21 protein-coding genes are annotated in these 21,520 nt (G+C 68.1%); 7 read left to right on the top strand and 14 right to left on the bottom strand.

What is annotated here, in order from left to right; genetic code table 11:
• Window positions 1-54 precede the first annotated feature (54 nt).
• The 3 genes from V7Q39_RS03205 to V7Q39_RS03195 are packed head-to-tail and all read left to right on the top strand — an operon-like array spanning window position 55 to window position 3,790.
• On the top strand, window positions 55-1,569 hold the full coding sequence (locus tag V7Q39_RS03205; RefSeq protein WP_333814946.1) for an FAD-dependent oxidoreductase: 1,515 nt from the start codon (window positions 55-57) through the stop codon (window positions 1,567-1,569).
• Complete coding sequence (locus V7Q39_RS03200; protein ID WP_333814944.1) at window positions 1,566-2,534, top strand: zinc-binding alcohol dehydrogenase family protein; 969 nt, start codon at window positions 1,566-1,568, stop codon at window positions 2,532-2,534. Before V7Q39_RS03205 ends, V7Q39_RS03200 begins: the two co-directional genes overlap by 4 nt.
• Complete coding sequence (locus V7Q39_RS03195; protein ID WP_333814942.1) at window positions 2,531-3,790, top strand: MFS transporter; 1,260 nt, start codon at window positions 2,531-2,533, stop codon at window positions 3,788-3,790. Before V7Q39_RS03200 ends, V7Q39_RS03195 begins: the two co-directional genes overlap by 4 nt.
• A 147-nt stretch (window positions 3,791-3,937) precedes the next feature.
• Here V7Q39_RS03195 and V7Q39_RS03190 read toward each other — a convergent pair whose 3' ends face one another.
• The 3 genes from V7Q39_RS03190 to V7Q39_RS03180 form a co-directional block, all read right to left on the bottom strand.
• Window positions 3,938-4,930, bottom strand: a complete 993-nt coding sequence (locus V7Q39_RS03190) for a tellurium resistance protein (protein ID WP_333814940.1) — start codon at window positions 4,928-4,930, stop codon at window positions 3,938-3,940.
• 151 nt (window positions 4,931-5,081) lie between these two features.
• Window positions 5,082-5,870 carry a phytanoyl-CoA dioxygenase family protein gene (locus V7Q39_RS03185; RefSeq protein WP_333814939.1) on the bottom strand — a complete coding sequence of 263 codons (789 nt, stop codon included), beginning with the start codon at window positions 5,868-5,870 and terminating at the stop codon, window positions 5,082-5,084.
• A gap of 42 nt (window positions 5,871-5,912) precedes the next feature.
• Window positions 5,913-6,686: a GNAT family N-acetyltransferase gene (locus V7Q39_RS03180; protein ID WP_333814938.1), complete on the bottom strand. Its 774-nt coding sequence runs from the start codon at window positions 6,684-6,686 to the stop codon at window positions 5,913-5,915.
• Between the two features lie 242 nt (window positions 6,687-6,928).
• Here V7Q39_RS03180 and V7Q39_RS03175 point away from each other — a divergent pair, with 242 nt between their 5' ends.
• Both V7Q39_RS03175 and V7Q39_RS03170 read left to right on the top strand, forming a co-directional pair.
• Window positions 6,929-7,957, top strand: a complete 1,029-nt coding sequence (locus V7Q39_RS03175; protein ID WP_333814937.1) for a LacI family DNA-binding transcriptional regulator — start codon at window positions 6,929-6,931, stop codon at window positions 7,955-7,957.
• Window positions 7,958-8,037: 80 nt separating this feature from the next.
• The gene (locus V7Q39_RS03170; RefSeq protein ID WP_333814936.1) at window positions 8,038-9,009 is read left to right on the top strand and encodes a glucokinase; all 972 of its coding nucleotides are present in this window, start codon (window positions 8,038-8,040) and stop codon (window positions 9,007-9,009) included.
• Window positions 9,010-9,188: 179 nt separating this feature from the next.
• Here the strand turns inward: V7Q39_RS03170 and V7Q39_RS03165 are convergent, their stop codons facing one another.
• From V7Q39_RS03165 to V7Q39_RS03115, 11 genes are all read right to left on the bottom strand, one after another.
• Window positions 9,189-9,854 (bottom strand): alpha/beta hydrolase, encoded by a 666-nt coding sequence (locus tag V7Q39_RS03165; RefSeq protein ID WP_333814958.1) that lies wholly within the window; start codon window positions 9,852-9,854, stop codon window positions 9,189-9,191.
• Window positions 9,851-10,480: a DNA-3-methyladenine glycosylase family protein gene (locus tag V7Q39_RS03160; RefSeq protein ID WP_333814934.1), complete on the bottom strand. Its 630-nt coding sequence runs from the start codon at window positions 10,478-10,480 to the stop codon at window positions 9,851-9,853. The genes V7Q39_RS03165 and V7Q39_RS03160 overlap by 4 nt, the downstream gene beginning before the upstream one ends.
• 178 nt (window positions 10,481-10,658) lie before the next feature.
• Complete coding sequence (locus V7Q39_RS03155) at window positions 10,659-11,747, bottom strand: ABC transporter ATP-binding protein (RefSeq protein WP_333814932.1); 1,089 nt, start codon at window positions 11,745-11,747, stop codon at window positions 10,659-10,661.
• Window positions 11,744-12,544, bottom strand: coding sequence for an ABC transporter permease (locus V7Q39_RS03150; RefSeq protein ID WP_333814930.1), 801 nt, complete (start codon window positions 12,542-12,544; stop codon window positions 11,744-11,746). Before V7Q39_RS03150 ends, V7Q39_RS03155 begins: the two co-directional genes overlap by 4 nt.
• Window positions 12,544-13,377, bottom strand: a complete 834-nt coding sequence (locus tag V7Q39_RS03145) for an ABC transporter permease (protein ID WP_333814928.1) — start codon at window positions 13,375-13,377, stop codon at window positions 12,544-12,546. The genes V7Q39_RS03150 and V7Q39_RS03145 overlap by 1 nt, the downstream gene beginning before the upstream one ends.
• A gap of 70 nt (window positions 13,378-13,447) precedes the next feature.
• Entirely contained in the window at window positions 13,448-14,458 is a 1,011-nt protein-coding gene (locus tag V7Q39_RS03140) for an ABC transporter substrate-binding protein (RefSeq protein ID WP_333814926.1), read from the bottom strand.
• Between the two features lie 24 nt (window positions 14,459-14,482).
• Window positions 14,483-15,940 carry an aldehyde dehydrogenase gene (locus tag V7Q39_RS03135; protein WP_333814925.1) on the bottom strand — a complete coding sequence of 486 codons (1,458 nt, stop codon included), beginning with the start codon at window positions 15,938-15,940 and terminating at the stop codon, window positions 14,483-14,485.
• Between the two features lie 7 nt (window positions 15,941-15,947).
• Complete coding sequence (locus tag V7Q39_RS03130; protein WP_333814924.1) at window positions 15,948-16,985, bottom strand: LLM class flavin-dependent oxidoreductase; 1,038 nt, start codon at window positions 16,983-16,985, stop codon at window positions 15,948-15,950.
• Window positions 16,982-17,905, bottom strand: coding sequence for a flavin reductase family protein (locus V7Q39_RS03125; protein WP_333814923.1), 924 nt, complete (start codon window positions 17,903-17,905; stop codon window positions 16,982-16,984). Before V7Q39_RS03125 ends, V7Q39_RS03130 begins: the two co-directional genes overlap by 4 nt.
• Window positions 17,902-18,696, bottom strand: a complete 795-nt coding sequence (locus V7Q39_RS03120; protein ID WP_333814921.1) for an alpha/beta fold hydrolase — start codon at window positions 18,694-18,696, stop codon at window positions 17,902-17,904. The genes V7Q39_RS03125 and V7Q39_RS03120 overlap by 4 nt, the downstream gene beginning before the upstream one ends.
• Complete coding sequence (locus tag V7Q39_RS03115) at window positions 18,668-19,270, bottom strand: amino acid synthesis family protein (protein WP_333814919.1); 603 nt, start codon at window positions 19,268-19,270, stop codon at window positions 18,668-18,670. Before V7Q39_RS03115 ends, V7Q39_RS03120 begins: the two co-directional genes overlap by 29 nt.
• Window positions 19,271-19,367: 97 nt before the next feature.
• Between V7Q39_RS03115 and V7Q39_RS03110 the strand changes: the two genes are divergently transcribed.
• Both V7Q39_RS03110 and V7Q39_RS03105 read left to right on the top strand, forming a co-directional pair.
• Window positions 19,368-20,042: a GntR family transcriptional regulator gene (locus tag V7Q39_RS03110; RefSeq protein WP_333814918.1), complete on the top strand. Its 675-nt coding sequence runs from the start codon at window positions 19,368-19,370 to the stop codon at window positions 20,040-20,042.
• A 211-nt stretch (window positions 20,043-20,253) separates the two neighbouring features.
• On the top strand, window positions 20,254-21,459 hold the full coding sequence (locus V7Q39_RS03105) for an MFS transporter (protein ID WP_333814917.1): 1,206 nt from the start codon (window positions 20,254-20,256) through the stop codon (window positions 21,457-21,459).
• The last annotated feature ends 61 nt before the right edge of the window (window positions 21,460-21,520 follow it).

Raw genomic sequence — 21,520 nt, 5'->3', positions numbered from 1 at the left:
TTGACATGCCGTCGCTCCTCCACTTATGTGCATAATACACTCATGGAGACGGATATGACAGGGCAATTCGCAGCAGAAGTGCTCATTTGCGGCGCGGGCGCGGCTGGCCTGACGCTGGCGATCGATCTCGCACGGCGCGGCGTTTCCTTCCGGCTGATCGAGAAGATGGACGATCCGTTTAGCGGCTCCCGTGGCAAGGGCATCCAGCCGCGCAGCCAGGAAGTCTTCGAGGATCTCGGCATTCTCGACAGGATCGTCGCGGTCGGCGGCGTCTATCCGCGGCAACGGGAATATCGCGCCGATGGCAGCCATATCGACTCGGATGTCGTGGAGCACCGGGATCCGACGCCTGCCGAACCCTATCATCTCCCGCTGATGGTGCCGCAATTCCTGACCGAAGGCGTGATGCGCGAGCGGCTCCTTGAACTCGGGCACCGTCCCGAGTTCGGTCGCGAACTTGTGGGCTTCCAGCAGGATGAGCACGGCGTCACCGCACGCCTGCTCGGCGAAGGCGGGGAAGAGACCATTCGCGTGCGCTATCTGGTCGGCGCCGATGGCGGACGAAGCTTCGTGCGTCACGCGCTCGATATCGGGTTTCCCGGCAAGACGCTCGGCGTCCGCGCCATCGTTGCCGATGTCACGCTGACCGGCCTCGGTCGCGATGTCTGGCACCGTTTCGCCGAAGGCGACATGGACCGGCAGATCTCGCTGTGCCCGCTCGCCGGGACGCAGATGTTCCAGATCCAGGGGCCGATCCCGCTGGAAGGTGAGGTCGATCTTTCCGCCAAGGGACTGACCGCCCTCATCTCGGACCGCACCGGTCGCGATGACATCCACGTCCGGTCCGTGTCCTGGGCATCGGCCTTCCACATGAATGCCCGGCTTGCCGATCGCTATCGTATCGGCCGGGTCTTCCTGGTGGGCGACGCCGCCCATACCCATCCGCCCACCGGCGGCCAAGGCCTGAACACCAGCGTTCAGGATGCCTATAATCTCGGCTGGAAGCTGGCAGCGGTCACGGCCGGCGCTCCCGACGCGCTGCTCGACAGCTACGAGGACGAACGTCGACCGGTCGCCGCCGCGATGCTGGGCCTCGCCACGAAGCTTCTCGACGCCCTGAAGCGGGGCGAGATGCGGCGCGGCCGCGAGGTGCACCAGCTTGACCTCGGCTATCCCGAATCCGCCCTCGCGCTGGAGATGCCGCAGCGAAGCGGGGGCCTTCTCGCAGGCGACCGGGCCCCCGATGCGCCGATCCGCGGCGCGGCGGGCCAGCCGACACGTCTGTTCGAATTGCTGAAGGGCGCGCACTGGACGCTGTTGGGCTACGAGGCGACGCGCAATCTCGTGCCGGCGCGCGCCGGCTTGCACATCCATACCTTCGGTCCGCACGGCGATCTCAAAGACGATGCCGGTCATTTCCGCGAGGCCTATGCGCTGACGCCGGGCGACTGGGTGCTCGTGCGCCCTGACGGCTATGTCGGCGCGATCCTCGCCTCCAGCGAGATCGCGGCGCTCGAGATCTATCTGCAACAGGTCGGTTGCGGCCCGGTCAAGGGAGAACGGCGATGAAAGCCGCAATCGTTCAGGGTCCCGGGCAAGCGCCGGTCTATCTGGATTTCGAAGAGCCGGTTGCAGGTGCGGGAGAGAACCTCGTTCACGTGACCGCCTCGGCCATCAGCCAGAACGCCCGGAGCCGGGCCAGGGGCACGCATTACAGTTCACCCGGCGAGTATCCTTTCGGCGTCGGCATCGATGGCGTGGGGCGGCTCGAAGACGGCAGCCGGGTCTATTTCGTGCTGCCGCGCGCGCCCTTCGGCAGCATGGCAGACCGGACGGTGGTGGCATCCAGCCAATGCCTGCCGTTGCCCGACGATCTTGACGATGCGACGGCCGCAGCCATCGCCAATCCCGGCATGTCGTCCTGGGCCGCCTATACGGAACGCGCCCGGCTCAAGCCCGGCGAAACGGTTCTGGTCAACGGCGCGACCGGCACGGCGGGGCGTCTCGCCGTGCAGATCGCGAGGCATCTGGGCGCGAAGAAAGTCATCGCGACCGGCCGCAATATCGACGCGCTTGCCTCGCTCGCAACTCTGGGCGCCGACGTGACAATTGCGCTTGTCGAGGACGCGGACGCGCTGAAGGCAAGCTTCACGGCGCAGTTAGCACAGGGAATCGATGTCGTCATCGACTACCTCTGGGGCAGAAGCGCCGAATGCCTGCTTGTCGCCGCGGCCAGGGCAGGCCGCGACGCCGTGCCGATCCGGTTCGTTCAGGTCGGGTCCCTCGGCGGCCAGAACATCGCCCTGCCAAGCGCAGTCCTGCGCTCATCGGCGATCGAGCTTATGGGCAGCGGCATCGGCAGCATTCCCCTCGACCGTCTCGTCAACGCCATCGACGGGGTGTTGCAGGCGACCATCCCCGCCGGCCTCCAGATCGCCTTCAAGCCCGTGCCCCTGTCCGCTTTCGCGCAGGCATGGCCGAACGACGACAGCAGGAACAGGACCGTATTCGTCATGAACGGGCCGGTGGCATGAGCGACCAGCCACATTCGACCGCAACCGCCGAAGGCACTGCTCCGAACCGGCTCGACTGGCGTCTGATGCTTCCGGTGTTCGTCATCGTCAGCCTCGACGCGGCCAGCGCCGGTGCGATCCTTCCGATCCTGCCGTTCTTCCTGCGGGATCTGGGCGCCACCCCGCTTGTCCTCGGCCTCGTCCTCGGCGCAGAGGCTCTCAGCCAGTTCGTCGCTGCCCCGTTTCTGGGGCAGCTCTCCGACCGTTTCGGGCGCAGGCCGGTTCTGCTCGCAAGCCAGGCCGGAGCATTGATCAGCCTCTCCCTGCTGGCGCTGGCCAACAGCGTGGTCTTCGTGCTGCTGGCGCGGGTCCTGCTGGGTCTGACGGCCGCGAACTTCGCCGCGGCGGCAGCCTATGCCGCCGACAACAGCAGCCCAACCACGCGTCGCCAGGCCATCGGCGTCCTGAGCGCGGGGCTCGGCCTTGGCGGCATGATCGGCCCCAGCCTTTCGGGATACCTCTCGGATATCTCGCTGACGGTTCCGATCTGGGTCGCGTTGATGCTGTCGGCATCCAGTATCGTCATCACCGGGATCTTTCTGAAAGGCAGCAGCCCGGTCGGCCGCACCGCCCCAGGGCAGGACCAGACGGCCAGCGAGAAGGTTTCCTTCCGGTCGATCCTGACGTCGCCGGTGATCCGCATCCTGCTGATCGTCCTCCTGTGCCACTATTTCTCGTACGGGCTGTTCAGTTCCGAACTTGCCGTCTTCCTCGGCGATACCTTCGTCTGGAACGGCCATGCCTTCGGCCCCAGAGAGCTCGGCTACATTCTCACCGCTGACGGTGCCATCAACATCCTCGTCCAACTGCTCCTGCTGAAGTGGCTTGGCAGCAAGTTCAGCGAGCGGAACCTGATCGTCCTTGTGTTCTGCATCCTGACGACCGGCTATGTCCTCGTCGGTGTCGCGACAGAAATCCCGACGCTTGCCCTGGCCGTCCTGTGCATCAGCACCGGCGTGGCCTTGGCCCGCCCGACCTTCATCGCCGCGCTCTCGGTGCATGTGCCACGGCAGCGCCAGGGCGTCGTCATGGGATCCTTCCAGTCGCTCGTCGCGGTGACCGACATCGTCACCCCGGCGATTGCGGGCGCCATCCTGGGACAGAGCCTCTATGGTGCCTGGATCGGCGCAGTCGTCGCCATTGCACTCGCGGGAGCCGTCATCGCGAGCAGCCGCCTTCCGAAGGTCGATCCGGAAGCAAGGGCGGCGGGACCCTGAGGTTTGGCGCTACCCCAGGGGCGAAGCGCCCCGACTGAGGGGGCGAAGCCCGACGACAAGACAAAGCCTCGCGCGCCAGCGCTCCCTCCGGCAGCCGTCCCAAACCCGCAAACGACCTCCGCCCCCCAAGAGAGGAAATGAGGTGGGTCACGCCTCCGCCGCGTTCGTCACCGCCGCAAGCTTGCCTCCCGGCCAGCGCTTCAACACCCACCACAGGATCGCCGGGTTCACCCCCAGCGCCAGGACCGTCACTCCGATCCCCGGCCAGAGCCAGACCCCGCCCGCAGCCATCAGCGCCAGCGCCAGCGCCGCCAGCGGAAAGGTGAAGGCCCCCCACATCGCCGTGACCCCGGCCTGCAGCAGCCAGCGCGCCGCGGCCGTCAGCAGAATCGCGTAGACCAGCCCAAGCCCCGCGAAGATCGCCGCCAGTTCCGGCATCCCCAGCAGCCCCGCCACCGCGCCGAACAGCGCCGCCGGGGCCAGATGGATCGCCAGCAGCGGTCGCAGGGGCGCAGGCGGCACCGCGCGGGCGAACTGGCGCAGGCTCAGCCCCCAGATCGCCAGCGCCACCGGCAACGTCCCCCAGAAGAGCCCCTCGGCCAGCAACCCCCATCCCAGCGCCAGCGCCGGGGCGGCCGCCACGATGAAGCCCACAAAACTCAGATGCAGCGTCGGGTTCACCGCCCGCGCCTCCGGCGGCAGGCCCAGAAGCAGCCGGACCAGCAGCCCCGCCAGCACCGCATGTCCAGCCAGCGCGAGGAGCAGCAGCCCCGCCGCCGCCTGCGCGCCATAGGCCCCGACCAGCCCAGCGGCCGCCATGCCGCCCATGGTCAGCGCCGCCAGCCCCGACCGCCCCGGCAACACCCGCAGGTCCTCGACCACCACGCCCGGCCGCCGCGCGATCTTCACGCCATAGGCCATCGTCGCGAAGGCCCATAGCGCGACCGCCGCCCCCGCCAGCAAATCCCCCGGCCCCGGATCAAACCCAAGCCGCCCCAGCGCCAGCCGCACCGCTCCGGCAAGGCCCAGAAGCCCCAGGATCGGCGGAAAGATCGCCGGAGGCGTCTTCGCGAACAGCTTCGGTCGCCGCGGCGGAAATTCCGGCGGCGGATAAAGCTTTGGGCGGGGTTGCAGGGTCATGCAGGTCTCCTGGCGGGTGCAAGCAGGGTTAACCCATGGTGAAAGCCCGCGCCCAAGTCCTTGATCTTCCTCAAACCGCGCAACTGCCCGCGCGCGGGCAGCTCACGCCCGCAGCCGATGCAGGATGCGCGATCTCACGCCCCATCCGGCGTCATCCCGCCCGCAGCACCGGGAACCAGTCCTCGCGCAGCCGCTCGCCCGGCTGCATCCCATGCCCCGGAAACGGCGGCGAGGTCGGCCCCGGCCGCTCCACATACCGCGCATCCTCGCCGACCAGCCGCAGCGAGAACGCCCGCCGCCGCGTCGCCGCATGGTTCCCGCGCGCCCCGTGCAGGGTGCGGAAGTTGAAGGCCACGGCATCGCCCGGCTCCATCTCCCATTCCCGGATGTCCATCCCCTCCGCCTCGGGGTCGGGCACCGCCATGTAGTCATCCTTCCCCGGGTAGAAATTCGTCTCCGACATCCACCGCGTCGGCAGCACGTCCTTCGGCCAGAGATGCGACCCTGCCACGCAGCGCAGCGCCGCCTCCCGCACCGGGTCCAGCGGCGACCAGAAGCTCACCGTCTGCTTCCCCTCGACGAAGTAGTACGGCCCGTCGGTATGCCAGGGCGTGGGCTTCGTCGTCCCCGGCTCCTTCACCAGCACATGGTCGTGGAACATCTGCACGCGCGGGGATCGCATCAGCTGCGCCGCCACCTCGGCAACCGGGGACTGACGGATCACCGCTGCGAACTCCGGCACCTTCTCCCAGTTGCAGTAATCGTCGAAGAAGTACCCCGGCTCGCCCGGTTTCAACGTCGCCATCTGGTGCGTTGGGTTGGCCATGTTCCGCGCCACGCCGGCCCGCAGCATCTCCACCCAGTCCGCCCACAGCCCCTTGACCAGCACCACCCCGTCGCGCTGATACGCCTCGACCATCTCTTCCGTCACCGTGACCATGGCATCCCCCCCTGTTCCGGCCACCCTGCCCCGGCACAGCGCTCAGGGCAAGACCAGGCAGGTCGCCCCCAGCCGCCGCAGCTGGGCCCCAGTCCCCAGCTTGAACCGCGCGAGCCCCGGCGCCCGGTCGCTGTCCACCGACCCCAGGTCCAGCCAGCGCACGCCCTCGGCCCAAAGCGCCTCGGCCGCGCGGGTCAGCATCAGCTGATGCACCCCCGCCGACCGCGCCGCATCCGAGCCCCAGGACAGGTGATAGCTGGCAGACGTCTCATGCACGACGAAGCACATCGCCGCCTGCACCGCACCCGCCTGCCGCCAGTCCCAAAGCCGCAGCGCGCCGGACGGCAGCGCCCGCGTGAACCCCTCCGGCAGCGCCCGATAGCGCCGCTCGGCCCGCTGCACCGCCTCCCGTCGGATCAGCGCCTCCAGCGTCGCCGCATCCCCGCGCCGGACCCGCAGCCCGGCCCGCTCCGCCTGCCGCAAATGCCCCCGCCAGTTGCGCGCCATCCCCGCCCGCAAGTCCGGCCCCAATGCCCAGACCGCATGGTGCATCGGCGTGACCAGCGGCACGAGACCGAACCCCGCCACCCCATCCTCCGGCGTCACCAGCGTCACCCCCGGCCAGCGCGCCAGCCGCCGCACCCCCGCCCGGTCCAGCCCCGTCCCGCGCGAGACCAGCCGCAGCCGCCCCCGCTCCACCGCCAGCACGCCGCCCTCCAGCCAGCGCACCCGCGCGCCGCAGGCCGCCACCGCCGCCGCATAGGCCGCGCTTTGCTGCAGGGGCAGGAAGGCCCCGAGGTCGCCTGCATCGAACATGGCACGATTAACGCCGCAGAAACCTTTCCATGCCGTTAATCCGGACCCATGAAACCCGTCTCGCTCCGAAACTCCCGCGCACCCGCGCCACGGCTCACCCTCTGGGTCCCCCTCGCCATCGCAGCCGCACTCTGCCTCCTCTGGCTCTGCCTTCTGGCCCTTCTTCCTGCGTAAGGCTTTGACGCCTCCCCGACCCCGGTCTATGGTCCCACGGTCCAAATCGCATTGAGCCCCGCCTGCCCATGAACCTCAAGGAACTTGCCCAGAAGCTCGGCCTGTCGCCGACCACGGTGTCGCGGGCGCTGAACGGCTACCCGGAGGTGAACGAGGCCACCCGCAGCCGCGTCATGGCGGCGGCCAAGGAACACAACTACCACCCGAACACCCGCGCCATCCGGCTGGCCACGGGCCGCGCCATGGCCGTGGGCCATGTCATCCCCATCGCCACGCGGCATGAGATCGTGAACCCCGTCTTCGCCGATTTCATCGCCGGCGCGGGCGAGACCTACAGCCGGAACGATTATGACATGCTTCTATCCGTCGTGCCCGACGAGGAGGAGGAACAGACCTACCGCGCGATGAAGGTCAAAGGGAATGTCGACGGGATCATCGTCCATTCCCCGCGTGAAAACGACCCCCGCATCCCGCTCCTGCGCGAGATCGGCCTGCCCTTCGTCGTCCATGGCCGCGCGACCGGCACCACGCTGCCCTATTCCTGGCTCGACGTGAACAACCGCCGCGCCTTCCTGCGGGCGACGGAATACCTCCTCGACCTCGGCCACCGCCGCATCGCGCTGGTCAACGGCCTCGAATTCATGGATTTCGCCATCCGCCGCCGCCGCGGCTATGTCGAGGCGCTGGCGGCGCGTGACCTCGCTCCCGACCCGGCGCTCATGTCGTCCGACGAAATGTCCGAAGTCGCGGGTTTCCGCGCCGCCGAGCGGATGCTGCGCCTTCCCGACCCGCCGACCGCCTTCCTCGCCGCCTCGATGATCTCGGGCATGGGCGTGCGCCGCGCCATCGAAGGCGCCGGGCTGGTGCTTGGCCGCGATGTCTCGCTGATCGTCTTCGACGACGATCTGAGTTACATGAAGAACGGCGAGGACAAGCCGATCTTCACCGCGATGCGCTCCTCGGTGCGTGAGGCCGGGCGGCTGGTGGCCGAGCTTCTGCTCGACCGCATCGCCAACCCTTACCAGCCCCCCGCCGAGCAGCTGCTCGAGGCGGAATTGGTCGAAGGCATGTCCACCGGCCCCTCACCCGCCCCCTGACCCGAAGCGCTTTGATCCCTCTGGCGCGACCCGCCGTTTCCCCCTATCACCGACTAAGCTTCTGACGACGGACACAGGCCATGACCCTTGCGATCCTTGCCGATATCGGCGGCACCAATACCCGCGTCGCCCTGGCCGAGGGCACCCGCGTCAGGCTCGACTCGATCCGCCGCTTCCCGAATGCCGAATACCAGGCGCGCGGCCAGGACATCGCCCAGGTGCTCCGCGACTATCTCGACCAGACCGGGGCCTCGGTCTCGGGCGTCTGCGTCGCCGCCGCCGGGCCGGTTCAGGACGGCGTGGCCGAGATGACCAACCTCGCCTGGGTGGTTGACGGCGAAAAGCTGACCGGAGCGACCGGCGCAACCCGCGTCGCGATCCTGAACGACCTGCAGGCCCAGGGCCAGGCGCTCGGCCATATCGCCCCGGAAAACCTGCGGACGGTGATCGAAGGACCATCCACGGGCGGCGCGATGCTGGTCGTCGGCCTCGGCACCGGGGTCAATGCCGCGCCGGTCCATCCCGCCCCGAAGGGCCGCGTCGTGCCGCCCTCGGAATGCGGCCATGTCAACATGCCCGTCCGCACCGAAGAGGACTTCCGCCTTGTCCGGTTCATCGAGGCAAAGCTGAAAGCCGAGGGCGAAGTGCCCCATGCCGGGGTCGAGGAAGTTCTGGCGGGCCGCGGTCTGGCGAACCTCCACGCCTTCGCGGCTGCCGAGGCCGGTGTGCCGGACGGTCTCGCCTCGGCCGATGTCCTGAAGGCGCTCGACGCAGGCGATGCAGTTGCCGCCCATGCCGCCCGGCTCTACGTCCATATCCTCGGCCAGATGCTGGCCGATCTCGCGCTGATCCACCTGCCCTATGGCGGCATCTACCTGATCGGCGGCATGTCCCGCGCGCTGACCCCGCATTTCGCCCGCTTCGGCCTGACAGCCGCCTTCCGCGAGCCGCGCCGGGTGGACCTGCTGGAAAAGGATTTCTCGGTGACGGTGGTCGAGGACGATTATGCCGCGCTGACCGGCTGCGCGGTCTATCTGGAGGCGGTTGGCTGATTCGAAGGGCTGGTTAACAGCCTTGGCAGGGCCGCGCGTCCATACATGATCCATACGCGACCCAGACAGATTCCAGACGGTCTCCATCCTGGCCGGAGATACCGTTAAGCCAGCGTTCCCAAGCGCTTATCTGGCGAAGCTGATCTCTCGCCACCCTCGCCCGAAGCGCGGCTTAATCTTTACTTAATCCCCAGCCGGTCGCGGATGAACTGCAGGGCCATCCCCAGCCCGTCGGGCGCGATGCCGTGGCCGGTTCCCTTCATCACATGGCCATAGGTCGGGAACCCCGCCGCCACCAGCGCATCCCCCGCCTTGGCCATGTCAGCGAATGGCACCACCGGATCCTGGTCGCCATGGATCAGCAGCACCGGCGGCTTCACCCTGGCCTCTGCCGCCAGTGCCTCCGGCCGCAGCAGGCGACCGGAAATCGCAACGATTCCAGCTATTTCCTTGTCGCGGCGCGGGGCGACATGCAGGCTCATCATTGCCCCCTGGCTGAAGCCCACCAGAACCAGCCGGTCTGCCGTCAGCCCCTCCTCCGCCAGCCTTGCGTCAAGGAACCCGTTCAGGTCCTCCGCCGCCGCGGCCAGACCTTCCGCCGCCGCCGCTTCGCTTGATCCGTCGATCCAGGGAATCGGAAACCACTGGTAGCCGACGCCCCCGCCCCGGCAGGGCTCCGGCGCGTCAGGCGCGATGAAGGCGGTGTCCGGAAGATGCGGCTCCAGCACATCGGCAAGGCCAAGAAGGTCACTGCCATCCGCCCCGTAACCATGGAGAAAGACAAGAAGATTCTTCGCCTTCCCCTTCGCGACACCCTTCCGCCCGAACCGCAATTCCCGCATCAGATAACCCCTTCCCGATCCTTCGCCACCCGGTAGTAGGCCCAGAGAATGCGCGCCGCAACCGACCGCCAGGGCGACCACTCCTCCGCCATCTTCCGCAGCGCCTTGTCGGAGGGCCGCGCCTCCAGCCCGAAAAGCATCCGCGCCGCCTCCTGCAGCGCCAGATCGCCGGGCGCAAACACATCGGCGCGCCCCAGCGCGAACATGGCATAGATCTCCGCCGTCCAGACCCCGATCCCCGGCACCGCGACCAGGGTCTGCACCACATCCACATCAGGGACGCCGCGCAAGGCATTGAAATCTATCCCGGCCTGAGCCAAGGCTCGTCCGTAGCGCGCCTTCTGCCGGCTGAGCCCCGCCGCCCGCAAATCCTCGTCCGACGCCGCCGCCATCACCGGGGCATCGGTCAGCCCCAGCCCCTCCAGTCGCCCCCAGATCGCCCGCGCCGAGGCGACCGAGACCTGCTGCCCCACGATCGCCCGCAACAGGGCCGCGAACCCATCCTCTTCGCGCCGCAGGGGCAGCGGGCCCACCTGCGCCAAGGCCACGGCGAACCGGGGCTCGCGGCGGCCCAGCCAGTCCGCCCCTTCGGCCACGCAGTCCAGCGATGTGATGATCCGGCCCACCATTGCTCTGGTTTCCAAACCTCTTCGACGTGGCTGCAGGCGCGTCTGACGCCCTGAACTGCCGTTATCGGCCAAGCTTGCGTGTCTCCGCAAGGTCGACCGTCCGGCGAGGCATCTTCCCTGCCGATTCTGCAACGGCATCAGAGGCCTGCAGCCAGTCGAGGGGCTTGAATTCGGCGCCCTAACCGCGCCCGAAGGCATGGGCCGCGTCCGGCGACCAGCGGATGTGCAGCCGGTCGCCGCGGGCCAGCCTTCCGGTCAGCGGATGGCCAAAGTTCAGCCGCACCGTCAGCACGCCGCCCCAGCCGGTTCGGACGGTAACCGTCGTGTTATTGCCGAGGAAGGTCATGTCCTCGACCGTCACCGGCAGCGAGGCGCCCTCCGGTCCGGCCTCGGGCGACAATTCGATCCGCTCCGGGCGCAGCATCAGTTCAGCCGTCTGGCCGACCTGGCCCTGACCGTGCAACGGCACCGCAGCAGCCAGCGTGCCATCGGCGAAACGCAGCGCCGCGCGGTCGCCCGCAACGCTTTCCAGTCGGCCCGGCAGAAAGGCGCTGTCGCCGATGAAATCGGCCACGAAATGGGTGGCGGGATCGGCATAGAGCTGCGGCCCGGTGCCCACCTGCTCGATCCGGCCATGGTTGAAGATGGCGATCCGGTCCGAGAGGCGCAGAGCCTCTTCCTGATCATGGGTGACGTAGAGGATCGTCACGCCGGTTTCCTGATGGATGCGGCGGATCTCGTGCTGGATCTCCTCGCGCAGCTTCTTGTCGAGGGCCGACAGCGGCTCGTCCATCAACAGGACCGGCGGATCGTAAACCAGCGCACGCGCCAGCGCCACGCGCTGCTGCTGGCCGCCCGACATCTTGGCCGGCATCCGGTCCTCGAACCCGTCCAGCCGCACCAGCGAAAGCGCGCGCTTCACCTTGGTGGCAATCTCGGACTGGCCCATCCGACGCACCCGCAGCGGGAAGGCCACGTTCTCGCCCACGGAGAGATGCGGGAACAAGGTATAACGCTGGAACACCATGCCGATGTTGCGCTTGTGCGAGGGCGTCCGCAGGATCGACTGCCCGCGCAGGCGGATGTCGCCTGCCGTGGGATCCTGAAATCCGGCGAGGATGTAGAGCGTCGTCGACTTGCCCGAGCCGGAGGGGCCGAGGAAGGTCATGAACTCGCCCTCGGCGATGGTCAGGTCCACCCGGTCGGTGGCGACGACCGGGCCATAGACCTTGCGGATGCCGTCGATCTGGAGAAAGGGCGCGGTCATTCGGATTTGCCTTTGCGGAAGACCGCGGCGACGAGCATCAAGAGCACCGTCAGCGCGACAAGAAGGGTGGAGGCAGCGGCGATCACCGGGGTCAGGTCCTGGCGCAGCGTCGTCCAGACCTTGACCGGCAGGGTCTGCAGGCTGGGCGAGGCCATGAAGATCGCCAGCACCACCTCATCCCACGAGATCAGGAAGGAGAAGATCGCCGCCGAGAAGAGACCATGGCGGATGCCCGGCAGGGTGACGCGGAAGCGCGCCTCCCAGGGGCTGGCGCCGCAGAGGATGGCGGCATCCTCGATGGCCGGGTCGAAGGTCTCCAGCGCGCCCGATATGGTGATGATGGCGAACGGCAGCGCCACGATCAGATGGGCGATGACGAAGCCCGGCAGCGTTCCGTTCAGCCCCAGCCGCAGGAAGGCTGCATAAAGCGCGACGGCGACGATGATCACCGGCAGGATCATCGGCGTCAGGAAGAAGGCGCGCAGCACCGCCCGTCCGCGGAAGGTGCCGCGCACCAGCGCCAGCGAGGCGAGAAGCCCCAGCGCCACCGACAGCACCATGACGATCACCCCGATCTTGGCCGAGGTCAGGGCGGCACCGATCCAGCGCGGATCGGCGAAGAGATCCTCATACCATTTCAGCGTCCAGCCCGGCGGCGGGAAGATGAGCCAGCGCGACGATCCGAAGGACAAGGCGACGATGAACAGGATCGGCAGCAAGAGGAACAGCGCCATCACCGCGCAGATCGCGGACAGCACCCATTTCCACGCGCCCAGCTTGTCGAAATCCAGAAGCATCAGCGGGCCTCCTGTCGCTCGAAAAAACGCAGCTGCACGGCGTAGAGACCCAGCGTGACCACCAGAAGGACGAAGGCCGCGGCGCCGCCCATGCCCCAGTTGACCAGGCTTTGCACCTGCTGGGCGATCAGCTCGGCCAGCATCATGTTGGCGGTGCCGCCCAGAAGCGAGGGGGTGACGAAATAGCCCAGCGACATGACGAAGACCATCAGCCCGCCCGAGGCGAGGCCGGGCGCGGCGAGGGGCAGCAGTACCCGGCGCAGCGCCTGTCCCTTGGTCGCGCCGCAAAGCGCGGCAGCCTGCAGGATCGCCGGGTCGATCTTGCGGATCACCCCGAGGAGCGGAAGGATCATGAACGGCAACATGATGTAGGTCATGCCGATGGTGACGCCGACCAGATTGTTGGTCAGCTGCAGGGGCTGGTCGATGAGTCCCAGCGCCTGGAGCGTCCGGTTGATCAGGCCGGTCTGTTGCAGCAGGACCATCCAGGCGTAGGTGCGCGCCAGAAGGTTGGTCCACATCGACAGCAGGATGATGGCGAAGATCACCCCGGCCCAGCGGCGCGGCATGATCGCCAGCGCCCAGGCCACCGGGAAGGCGATCAGCACCGTCACCAGCGTGACAACGCCAGCCACGAAGAAGGTGTTGAAGAAGATGCGCAGATAGGTGGTGGAGCCCAGCAGCGCCTGGTAGTTCTGCCAGCCCGGCTCGGGTTCGGTGATCGAGCGGGCCAGCAGCGCCGCGACGGGCACGACGAAGAAGGCGATCAGCAGCACGGTCGCGGGAAGCGCGAAGCCGAGCCCCGATCCACGTCGGCGGGCGGCGGAAAACATGCGGGTGTCCTTTCCAGGAAAGCGGGCCGTCCGGCTGACCGGGCGGCCCCGTGATTTGCCTTGGGGCGGCTTATTCGGCCTGCCAGGCGTACCAGCGGGTGCCGATCTCGTCGCGATGTTCGGCCCAATAGGCCATATCGGCGTTCACCTGCACCGCGGTCTGTGCATCGGGCAGCGTGGCGCGCACCGCCGGGTCCATCAGCTCGGCCGAGCCGAGGTTGATCGGCGCATAGCCCGAGGCGGCGGCGAAGGCGGCCTGGCCCTCGGCGCTGGTCGCCTCGGCGATGAACTTCATCGCGGCGTCCTTGTTCTTGGTGCCCTTGGGCACGACCAGCGCATCGGCGGCGGTGATGTTCTGATCCCAGCTGATGCCGACATCCTGCCCGTCGGCCTGCAGCGCGGCCAGGCGACCGTTCCAGAAGAAGCCGATCGGCGCCTCGCCCGAGGCCAGAAGCTGCTGCGATTGCGCGCCGCCTTCCCACCAGATGATGTCACCCTTGATGGTGTCCAGCTTCTTGAACGCGCGGTCGAGGTCGAGGGGATACAGCTCCTCCGGCTTCACGCCGTCGGCCAGAAGCGCGGCCTCGATCACGCCGGGGGCGGACCATTTGTAGAAGGTGCGCTTGCCGGGGAATTTGGCGGTGTCGAACAGGTCGGCCAGCGTGGCGGGCTTGGCGTCCGGGAAATTGGCCGGGTTCCAGCCGAGGACGAAGGAATAATAGAAGGAGCCCACCGCATAGTCCGACACGAAGCGCGGATCCAGCTTCGTCTTGTCGATGACGGCGAAGTCCAAGGGCTCCAGAAGACCCTGCGCGCCGGCTTGCAGCGCCCAGTCGTATTCCACGTCCACCACGTCCCAGGTCACGGCGCCCGCCTCGACCATGGCCTTGATCTTGCCGTAGTCAGTGGGACCGTCCTGCGTGACCGCCGGGCCGCCCTTCTCGGTAAAGGGCGCAGCCCAATGCGCGGCCTGCGCATCCTGCGTGGTCCCGCCCCACGAGGTGAACACCATCTCCTGTGCGAAGGCGGGGGTGGTGGCGAAGGTACCGGCGATGGCCAGCGCGGCAAAGGTCTTTCTCATGCGTTTCCTCCCTGGTTTATCGGTTCAGCGCATCACGAACGGGTCCGGGATCGGATCGTCCGAGGTGCGCAGCCACACGGTCTTGACCGTCGTGTAGTCGAGCGCCGCCGCCAGCCCGCCCTCGCGGCCATGACCGGAAAGGCCGTGGCCGCCGAAGGGGGCGATGGGCGAGACGGCGCGATAGGTGTTGACCCAGACCACCCCGGCGCGAATGCCGCGGATCATCCGGTGGGCGCGGGTCAGGCTGCGGGTGAAGACTCCCGAGGCGAGGCCGTAGGGCGTGGCATTGGCCAGGGCCAGCGCCTCCTCCTCGGTGTCGAAGGCCAGGACCGACAGGACCGGGCCGAACAGTTCCTGCGTGACCGAGGGGGCCTCAGGCGCGTCGGAACAATCGAGGATGGTGGGCGGATAGTAGAAACCCGGGCCTTCCGGCAGGGTGCCGCCGGTGACGAGCCGGGCACCCGCCGCCTGCGCCTCGGCCACCAGACGCGCGATGCGATCGCGCTGGCGGGCGGTGCACAGCGGGCCGACCTCGGTCGCACGGTCGCCCGGGGCGCCGATGCGGATGGCCTCGGCCTTGGCCTTCAGGCGGGCGATGAAGGCGTCCTTGACGCTGCGCTGGACCAGCAGGCGCGATCCGGCGACGCAGCTCTGGCCGGTGGCGGCGAAGATGCCCGCCACCTGCGCATTCGCTGCGCTTTCCAGATCGGCGTCGTCGAAGACGATGAAGGGTGATTTGCCGCCCAGTTCCAGCGAGGTCCGGGCCAGGTTCTCGGCACTGGCGCGGACGATGTGGCGCGCGGTCTCGGGACCCCCGGTAAAGGCGATATGGGCGACCCTGAGATGGCTGGTCAGCGCCTGCCCGGCCTCCGGCCCCCCGGTCAGGATGTTCACCACGCCGGGCGGGAAGCCTGCCCTGTCCACCAGCCGAGCGAATTCCAGCAGCGGCGCCGGGCCGTCCTCGCTGGCCTTCAGCACCACGGTGCAACCCGCCGCAAGGGCAGGCCCCAGCTTCACCGCCGACAGGAACAGCTGCGAGTTCCAGGGCACGATGGCGGCCACCACACCCACCGGCTCGCGCCGCAGCCAGACCTCCATATCGGGCTTGTCGATCGGCAGATGCGCGCCCTCGATCTTGTCGGCCAATCCCGCGTAATAGCGATAATAGTCCGCGACATAGGCGATCTGCGCCGAGGTCTCGCGGATGATCTTGCCGGTGTCGCGGGTCTCCAGCCCGGCAAGGCGGGGCGCAGCTTCCTGCACCAGATCGGCGAGGCGATACAGAAGCTTGCCGCGCGCGGTGGCGGTCAGCCCGGCCCAGCCGCGGAAAGCGCGGTCGGCGGCGGCAACCGCGCGATCCACATCCGCGGCCGAGGCCATCGGCATCTTCGCCCACACCGCGCCCGTGGCCGGGTCGAGGCTGTCGAACGCCCCTGCCCCGTCCTCGAACGCGCCGTCGATATAGTGCTGGAAGCGGTCCATCTTTCCCTCAGGCAAAAGCCGGCATCACGTCCCGGATGAAGCGTTCCAGCGACGCCTTCTTGCGCTCGAACGGCATCATGCTGTCGAGCCAGATCGAGAATTCGTCGTAGCCCATCGCCTCGTAGGACTTCACCCGGCCGATCACCTCGGCCGGCTGGCCGACGATATGGTTCTTGCGCAGCACGTCCGGCGAGTATTGCGGATAGCCGGCCATCTCTTCCTCGGTCATCCGCTCGATCAGGCCCATGTCGATGGGCTTTTCGTTGCGGAACCAGGCAGCGAAATAGTTGAAGAAGACCGAAAGCTCCTTCGCGCCCCGCATCGCATCGGCCTCGTCCGAGGCGACATAGGTATGGCGCAGCACCATGATCTTCGGTCGCGGCTTGTGGGGAAACTTGGCGCAGGCGTCGTTGAACTTGTTCATCAGGCTCTGCACCTCGCAGTCGTCCAGCGCCATCGGCGTGACCTGCACGTTGCAGCCGTTCTGCACCGCGAACTCATGGCTGTTCGGGTCGCGCGCGGCCACCCACAGCGGCGGCCCCGGCTGTTGCAGCGGACGCGGGGCCGAGGTGGTCTTGGGGAACTGCCAATGCTCGCCGTTGTGTTCGTAGTTGCCCGCCCAGATGCCCTTGATCGCCGGGATCAGCTCTCGCATCTTCTGCCCGGCGGTCCAGGCGTCCAGCCCCGGCGACAGACGTTCGTATTCAAAGCCATAGGCGCCGCGCGCGATGCCCAGTTCCAGCCGCCCGTCCATGATGATGTCGGCCATCGCCGCCTCACCCGCGAGGCGGATCGGGTGCCAGAAGGGCGCGATCACCGTGCCGGTGCCCAGACGCACGTTCTTCGTCCGCCGCGCCAGGTCCACCAGGTTCAAGAGCGGATTGGGCGCGATGGTGAAGTTCATGCCGTGATGCTCGCCGGTCCAGATGGCATGCATCCCGCCTTCGTCGGCGATACGGCACAGCTCGACCATTTCCTCGTAGAGCCGGCGCTCGTCATCCTCGGCCGAGATCCGCTCCATATGGAGGAAAAGTGAGAATTTCATGGGTCCTTCCTTTCGTGGATCCGCGTGACGTGACCCTGTTCGTGCGTTCCGAAATAGATGCCGTAGTTGCCCATGCGCGACTCGGCGGCCAACCGTTCCAGCATGATCCGCGCGGCCGGGTCGGTCACGTCCGACAGGCCCTGCGGCGACAGCTCGACGAAGGCGCCGCGGGCGGGCTTGCCGAGGGTGGCGGGACAGCGGAAGGCCATGTGCTGCGCGCCCTGACCATTGTCTTCGTAGACGGCATAGATCGAGCCGGCGGCGGCGGTCAGCCCGGTCCCCGCGATCAGCTTGGCCAGCGCGGCCTGAACGCCCTCGCGACCCACCCGGGCCATCGGCAGCGCCAGCCCGCCGCGCCCATCATCGGTCAGGACGATCTGACCCTCGGCCTCCAGGATGGCCGAGATCACCACATCCGGCCCGGCGGGGATCTGCGCGCCGGTGGCTGCCGGGGTGACATAAGCGCCGCGATAATAGCCGAGACCCGGGGCGGGCGTCGCCTCGAAGCGGCCGATGCGGCCGATCAGGATCGAATGGTCCCCGGCGGGGATCACCTGTTCCAGCGTGCAGTCGAACCAGGCCGAGACCCCGGCGATCAGCGGCGAGCCCACGGGTCCGCGCCGCCAGTAGATCTCGGCGAAGCGGTTCTCGACGGGCCGGGCGAAGGTGCCCGAGATGTCCTTCTGCCCTTCGGCCAGGATGTTGACAGCGAAGCCCTTCGCCCCCTCGAAGGCGGCAAGGTTGATCGACTTGCGGGCGATGGAGACCAGCAGGAGCGGCGGGTCCATCGACAGCGAAGAGAAGGAGTTGGCGGTGAAGCCCAGCGGCGCGTCATCGGGGCCGATGGTGGTGACAACCGTCACCCCGGTCATGAAGCAGCCGAAAGCGTCGCGTAGCGCGCGCGGGTCGAACGGGGTCATGCCGCAGCCTCCGTGGGGGTGAGCCAGCGCTTCAGCTCGGCCGTTACCCGGTCCGGCGCAGTCTGGTTGACCATGTGGCGATGGCCCTCGATCACCACGGCACGGCCCCGCGGGACCATCGCCGCCATCGCCTCGGTCATCGCCGGGGTGGAGTTGCCGTCGTTCTCGCCGGTCAGCACCAGAAGCGGGCAGCGAATCTCGGCCATGCGGGCGGCATAGATGGTGTCGCCCTCGGCGAAGGCGCGGTAGGCGCTGGCGTAGCCCTCGGGCGGCACCTCGCGCAGCCAGAGCGCCACGCGGTCGCGCACCGCCTCGTCCCCCGGCCCGAACCAGCGGGCCAGCGGGCCGTCGATCCCGGCCTTCCCGGCGGCGATCTCTTCCGCCCGGGCCAACACCGCCGCCCGCGCCTCGGGGCTGCGCCGGTGGACGCCGTTCAAGAGCGCCACGCGGCGGACCAGCGCGGGATGGTCGATGGCCAGACCGCAGGCGATCAGCGCGCCCATCGAATGGCCCGCGACCGAGACCGGCCCAAGACCCAGGCCTTCGACCACCCGCGCCGCCCAGGCAACATAGTCCGGCAGGCCAGGCCGACCCGGCAGGGCATCGCTTTCGCCGTGACCCGGCATGTCGACCGCGATCACCCTTGCGCCATCCGAAAGCGCGGCGATCTGCGGCGCCCAAGCCTCGGCCCGCAGGCCCACGCCGTGGATCAGCAGAAGCGGGGCGCCCTGCCCCGCTTCCAGAAGCCGGACGGCCGCGCCGTCAGACAGCCGCAGGATTCGCGACATCATGGCCCAGGTCCTTGAGATCCTGATAACGGTCCCCGATGCGGTGATGCGGGCGCCCGCCGGTCGAGGCGCCCAAGGCGACCACGATCTCGTCGGCGGCGGGCGCATCGGGAATGGCGAAATGGACGGTCTGGTAGTGCGAGCGCCGCCCCTCGTCGTTCTTGTCCATCAGCGGGATCATCACCGGCGTGTTGGCCCCGCCACGCACATTGGTGAAGGCGAGGTAGGTCTTGGCCCCCAGCGCCTGACGGTAGTGGTTGCCGAAGCGCAGGGTGTGGATCAGCGCATTGGCGTGCTCCAGCTCTCCGTCCAGCCCCACGACGGCGGCCTTGCCGTAGCCCTCGACCTTCTCGGCACCCCCCGCCGCCTCAAGGATCATCGCGGTCAGAAGCGCGCCCAGTTCCGGGGCGATGTCGTGGATTTCCGGCTTGAGGTTCTCGACGAAGCCGCGACCGGCCCAGGGGTTCTTCAGCACCGCCACCGCGGCGATCAGCTTCAGCGGCACCTTCGCCGCCCGGCCCCCTTCCACCAGCGTGGTCTCGATCAGGGTGAAGGTCTTGCGAATCTGTGCCGGCATCATTTCGGTCCTTTAAGCGTCGTTTGGTATGTTGGTATACCATCATACTGAATGTCAACCCTTGCCCTCCGCGGATGCCCGGGCTAGGCTTTGCGGCATGAACACGCCCGACGCCGACCTTCGCATCGACCATTCCCCCACCACCCTGCGCGAGCTGGCGGTGGATCGGCTGCGACAGGCCATCATCGCCGGGCGGTTCGAAAGCGGCGAGCGGCTGGTCGAGCGCACGCTTGGCGAACAGCTGGGCGTGTCCCGCTCGGTGGTGCGCGAGGCGATCCGCTATCTCGAGGCCGAAGGGCTGGTCGAAACCCTGCCGCGCAGCGGGCCGGTGGTGGCGCGGTTGGACTGGCCGCAGGCGCGGCAAATCTACGACATCCGCCGCCTGCTCGAGGCTGATGCGGCGGCGGCCTGCGCGCGCATCGCCGACGATGCGGTGAAGCAAAGGCTGCGCGCGGCACTGGGCGCGCTGCAGGCGGCGTTCGATGGCGCGGCGCCGCAACGGCTCTATGCCGCGACCACGGCGTTCTACGAGACGATCTTCCGCGCCGCAGGTCACGACGTAGCGTGGGAGATCGTGCAGCGCCTGAACGGCCGCATCTCGCGGCTGCGCGCGCTGACGCTGGCCACCACGAACCGCCGCATCTCGGGCCCCGCGCATATGGCGGGGATCTGCGCCGCGATCTGCGACAATGCGCCCGAAGCGGCCGCGCGCGCGGTGCGCGACCATCTGGGCGATGCCGCGGAAATCGCCCGCTCGCTTCTGGAGGGGTGAAGGCTGACCCGGCGCACCTGCCATCGCCCGCACCGCCCCTACTGTGATCGTTAAGGCCTTCCCCGACGCCGATCGGCGGCAACCGCGCTGGTCAATCATAGCAATGCCTTGATTCCAAAGAGGAATGTGAACCAGGCACCTCCCGATACCCCGCCGGAGGTGACCAACATTTGCCCTTGCCGATCCGCCGCAAGCCTCATACCGATAGCCCATGACCAGCGACTCCACCGCCCGCCGCAACGTCCTCGTCCTTGTCGCCGCCCAGGCCATCCTTGGCGCGCAGCTGCCGATGATCTTCACCATCGCCGGGCTTGCAGGCTCCAGCCTCGCCCCGAACATCTGCTGGGCCACATTGCCGGTGACGATGATGGTCGTCGGCTCGATGCTGACCGCCACCCCGATCTCGGCGCTGATGCAGCGCTACGGGCGGCGGGCCGGGTTCTTCTTCGGTGCCGCCGGAGGCGCGGCGGGCGCGGTGATCGGCGCCTGGGGGCTCGCGACCGGCAGCTTCCTGCTGTTCAACATCGGCGCCATTCTCTCCGGCGTCTACATGTCGGCAAACGGGTTCTATCGCTTCGCCGCCGTCGACACCGCGTCCGAGGCCTTCCGCCCCAAGGCGATCAGCTGGGTCATGGCCGGGGGGCTGCTCTCGGCCATCGTCGGCCCGCAGCTGGTGAAAGTTACCGCCGATGCCATGGCCGTCACCTTCCTCGGCTCCTACCTCGCTGTCATCGCGCTGAACATTTTCGGCTCTTTCCTCTTCCTCGCCCTCGACATCCCGAAACCGAAACCCGCCGCCCAGGGCAGCCCGCTCGGCCGCAGCCGGGGCGAGTTGATCCGCAACCCGACGATTCTGGTCGCCATGATCTGCGCCACGGTCTCCTATGCGCTGATGAACCTGGTCATGACCTCCTCGCCGCTGGCCGTCGTCGGCTGCGGCTTCGACAAGGGCAATGCCGCCGACATCGTGACCGCGCATGTCCTGGCGATGTATGCGCCGTCGTTCTTCACCGGCCACCTGATCGCCCGCTTTGGGACCGAACGGATCATCGCCCTCGGCCTGACCATCCTCGCCGCCGCAGGGGCTGTGGCCATGGCGGGCGTGCAGTTGGAGAACTTCTTCATCGCGTTGATGCTCCTCGGCCTCGGCTGGAACTTCGGCTTCATCGGCGCCACCACGATGCTGACCTCGGCCCAACGGCCAGAGGAGCGCGGGCGGCTGCAGGGCCTGAACGACCTTGTGGTTTTCGGCGGCGTGACGCTGGCCAGCTTTTCCTCGGGCGGGCTGATGAACTGCTCGGGCGGCTCGGTTCAGGCCGGCTGGCAGATGGTCAACCTTGCCATGCTGCCCTTCCTGGTGCTGGCGGGGGGCGCACTGATCTGGCTCTGGCTGCGCCCCGAGGCGCGCCGGGCCTGACGGATCGCTCTTCGTCGCATTTCATGCGCTCATCGCTGGCGACGAGAAGACGAAGTCGAAC

It is taken from the genome of Tabrizicola sp. (assembly GCF_036781545.1).
In the GTDB taxonomy this organism is placed as follows: domain Bacteria; phylum Pseudomonadota; class Alphaproteobacteria; order Rhodobacterales; family Rhodobacteraceae; genus Tabrizicola.
Note: the sequence above shows the minus strand (reverse complement) of the source record. Positions and strands in the feature narration are given on the sequence as shown.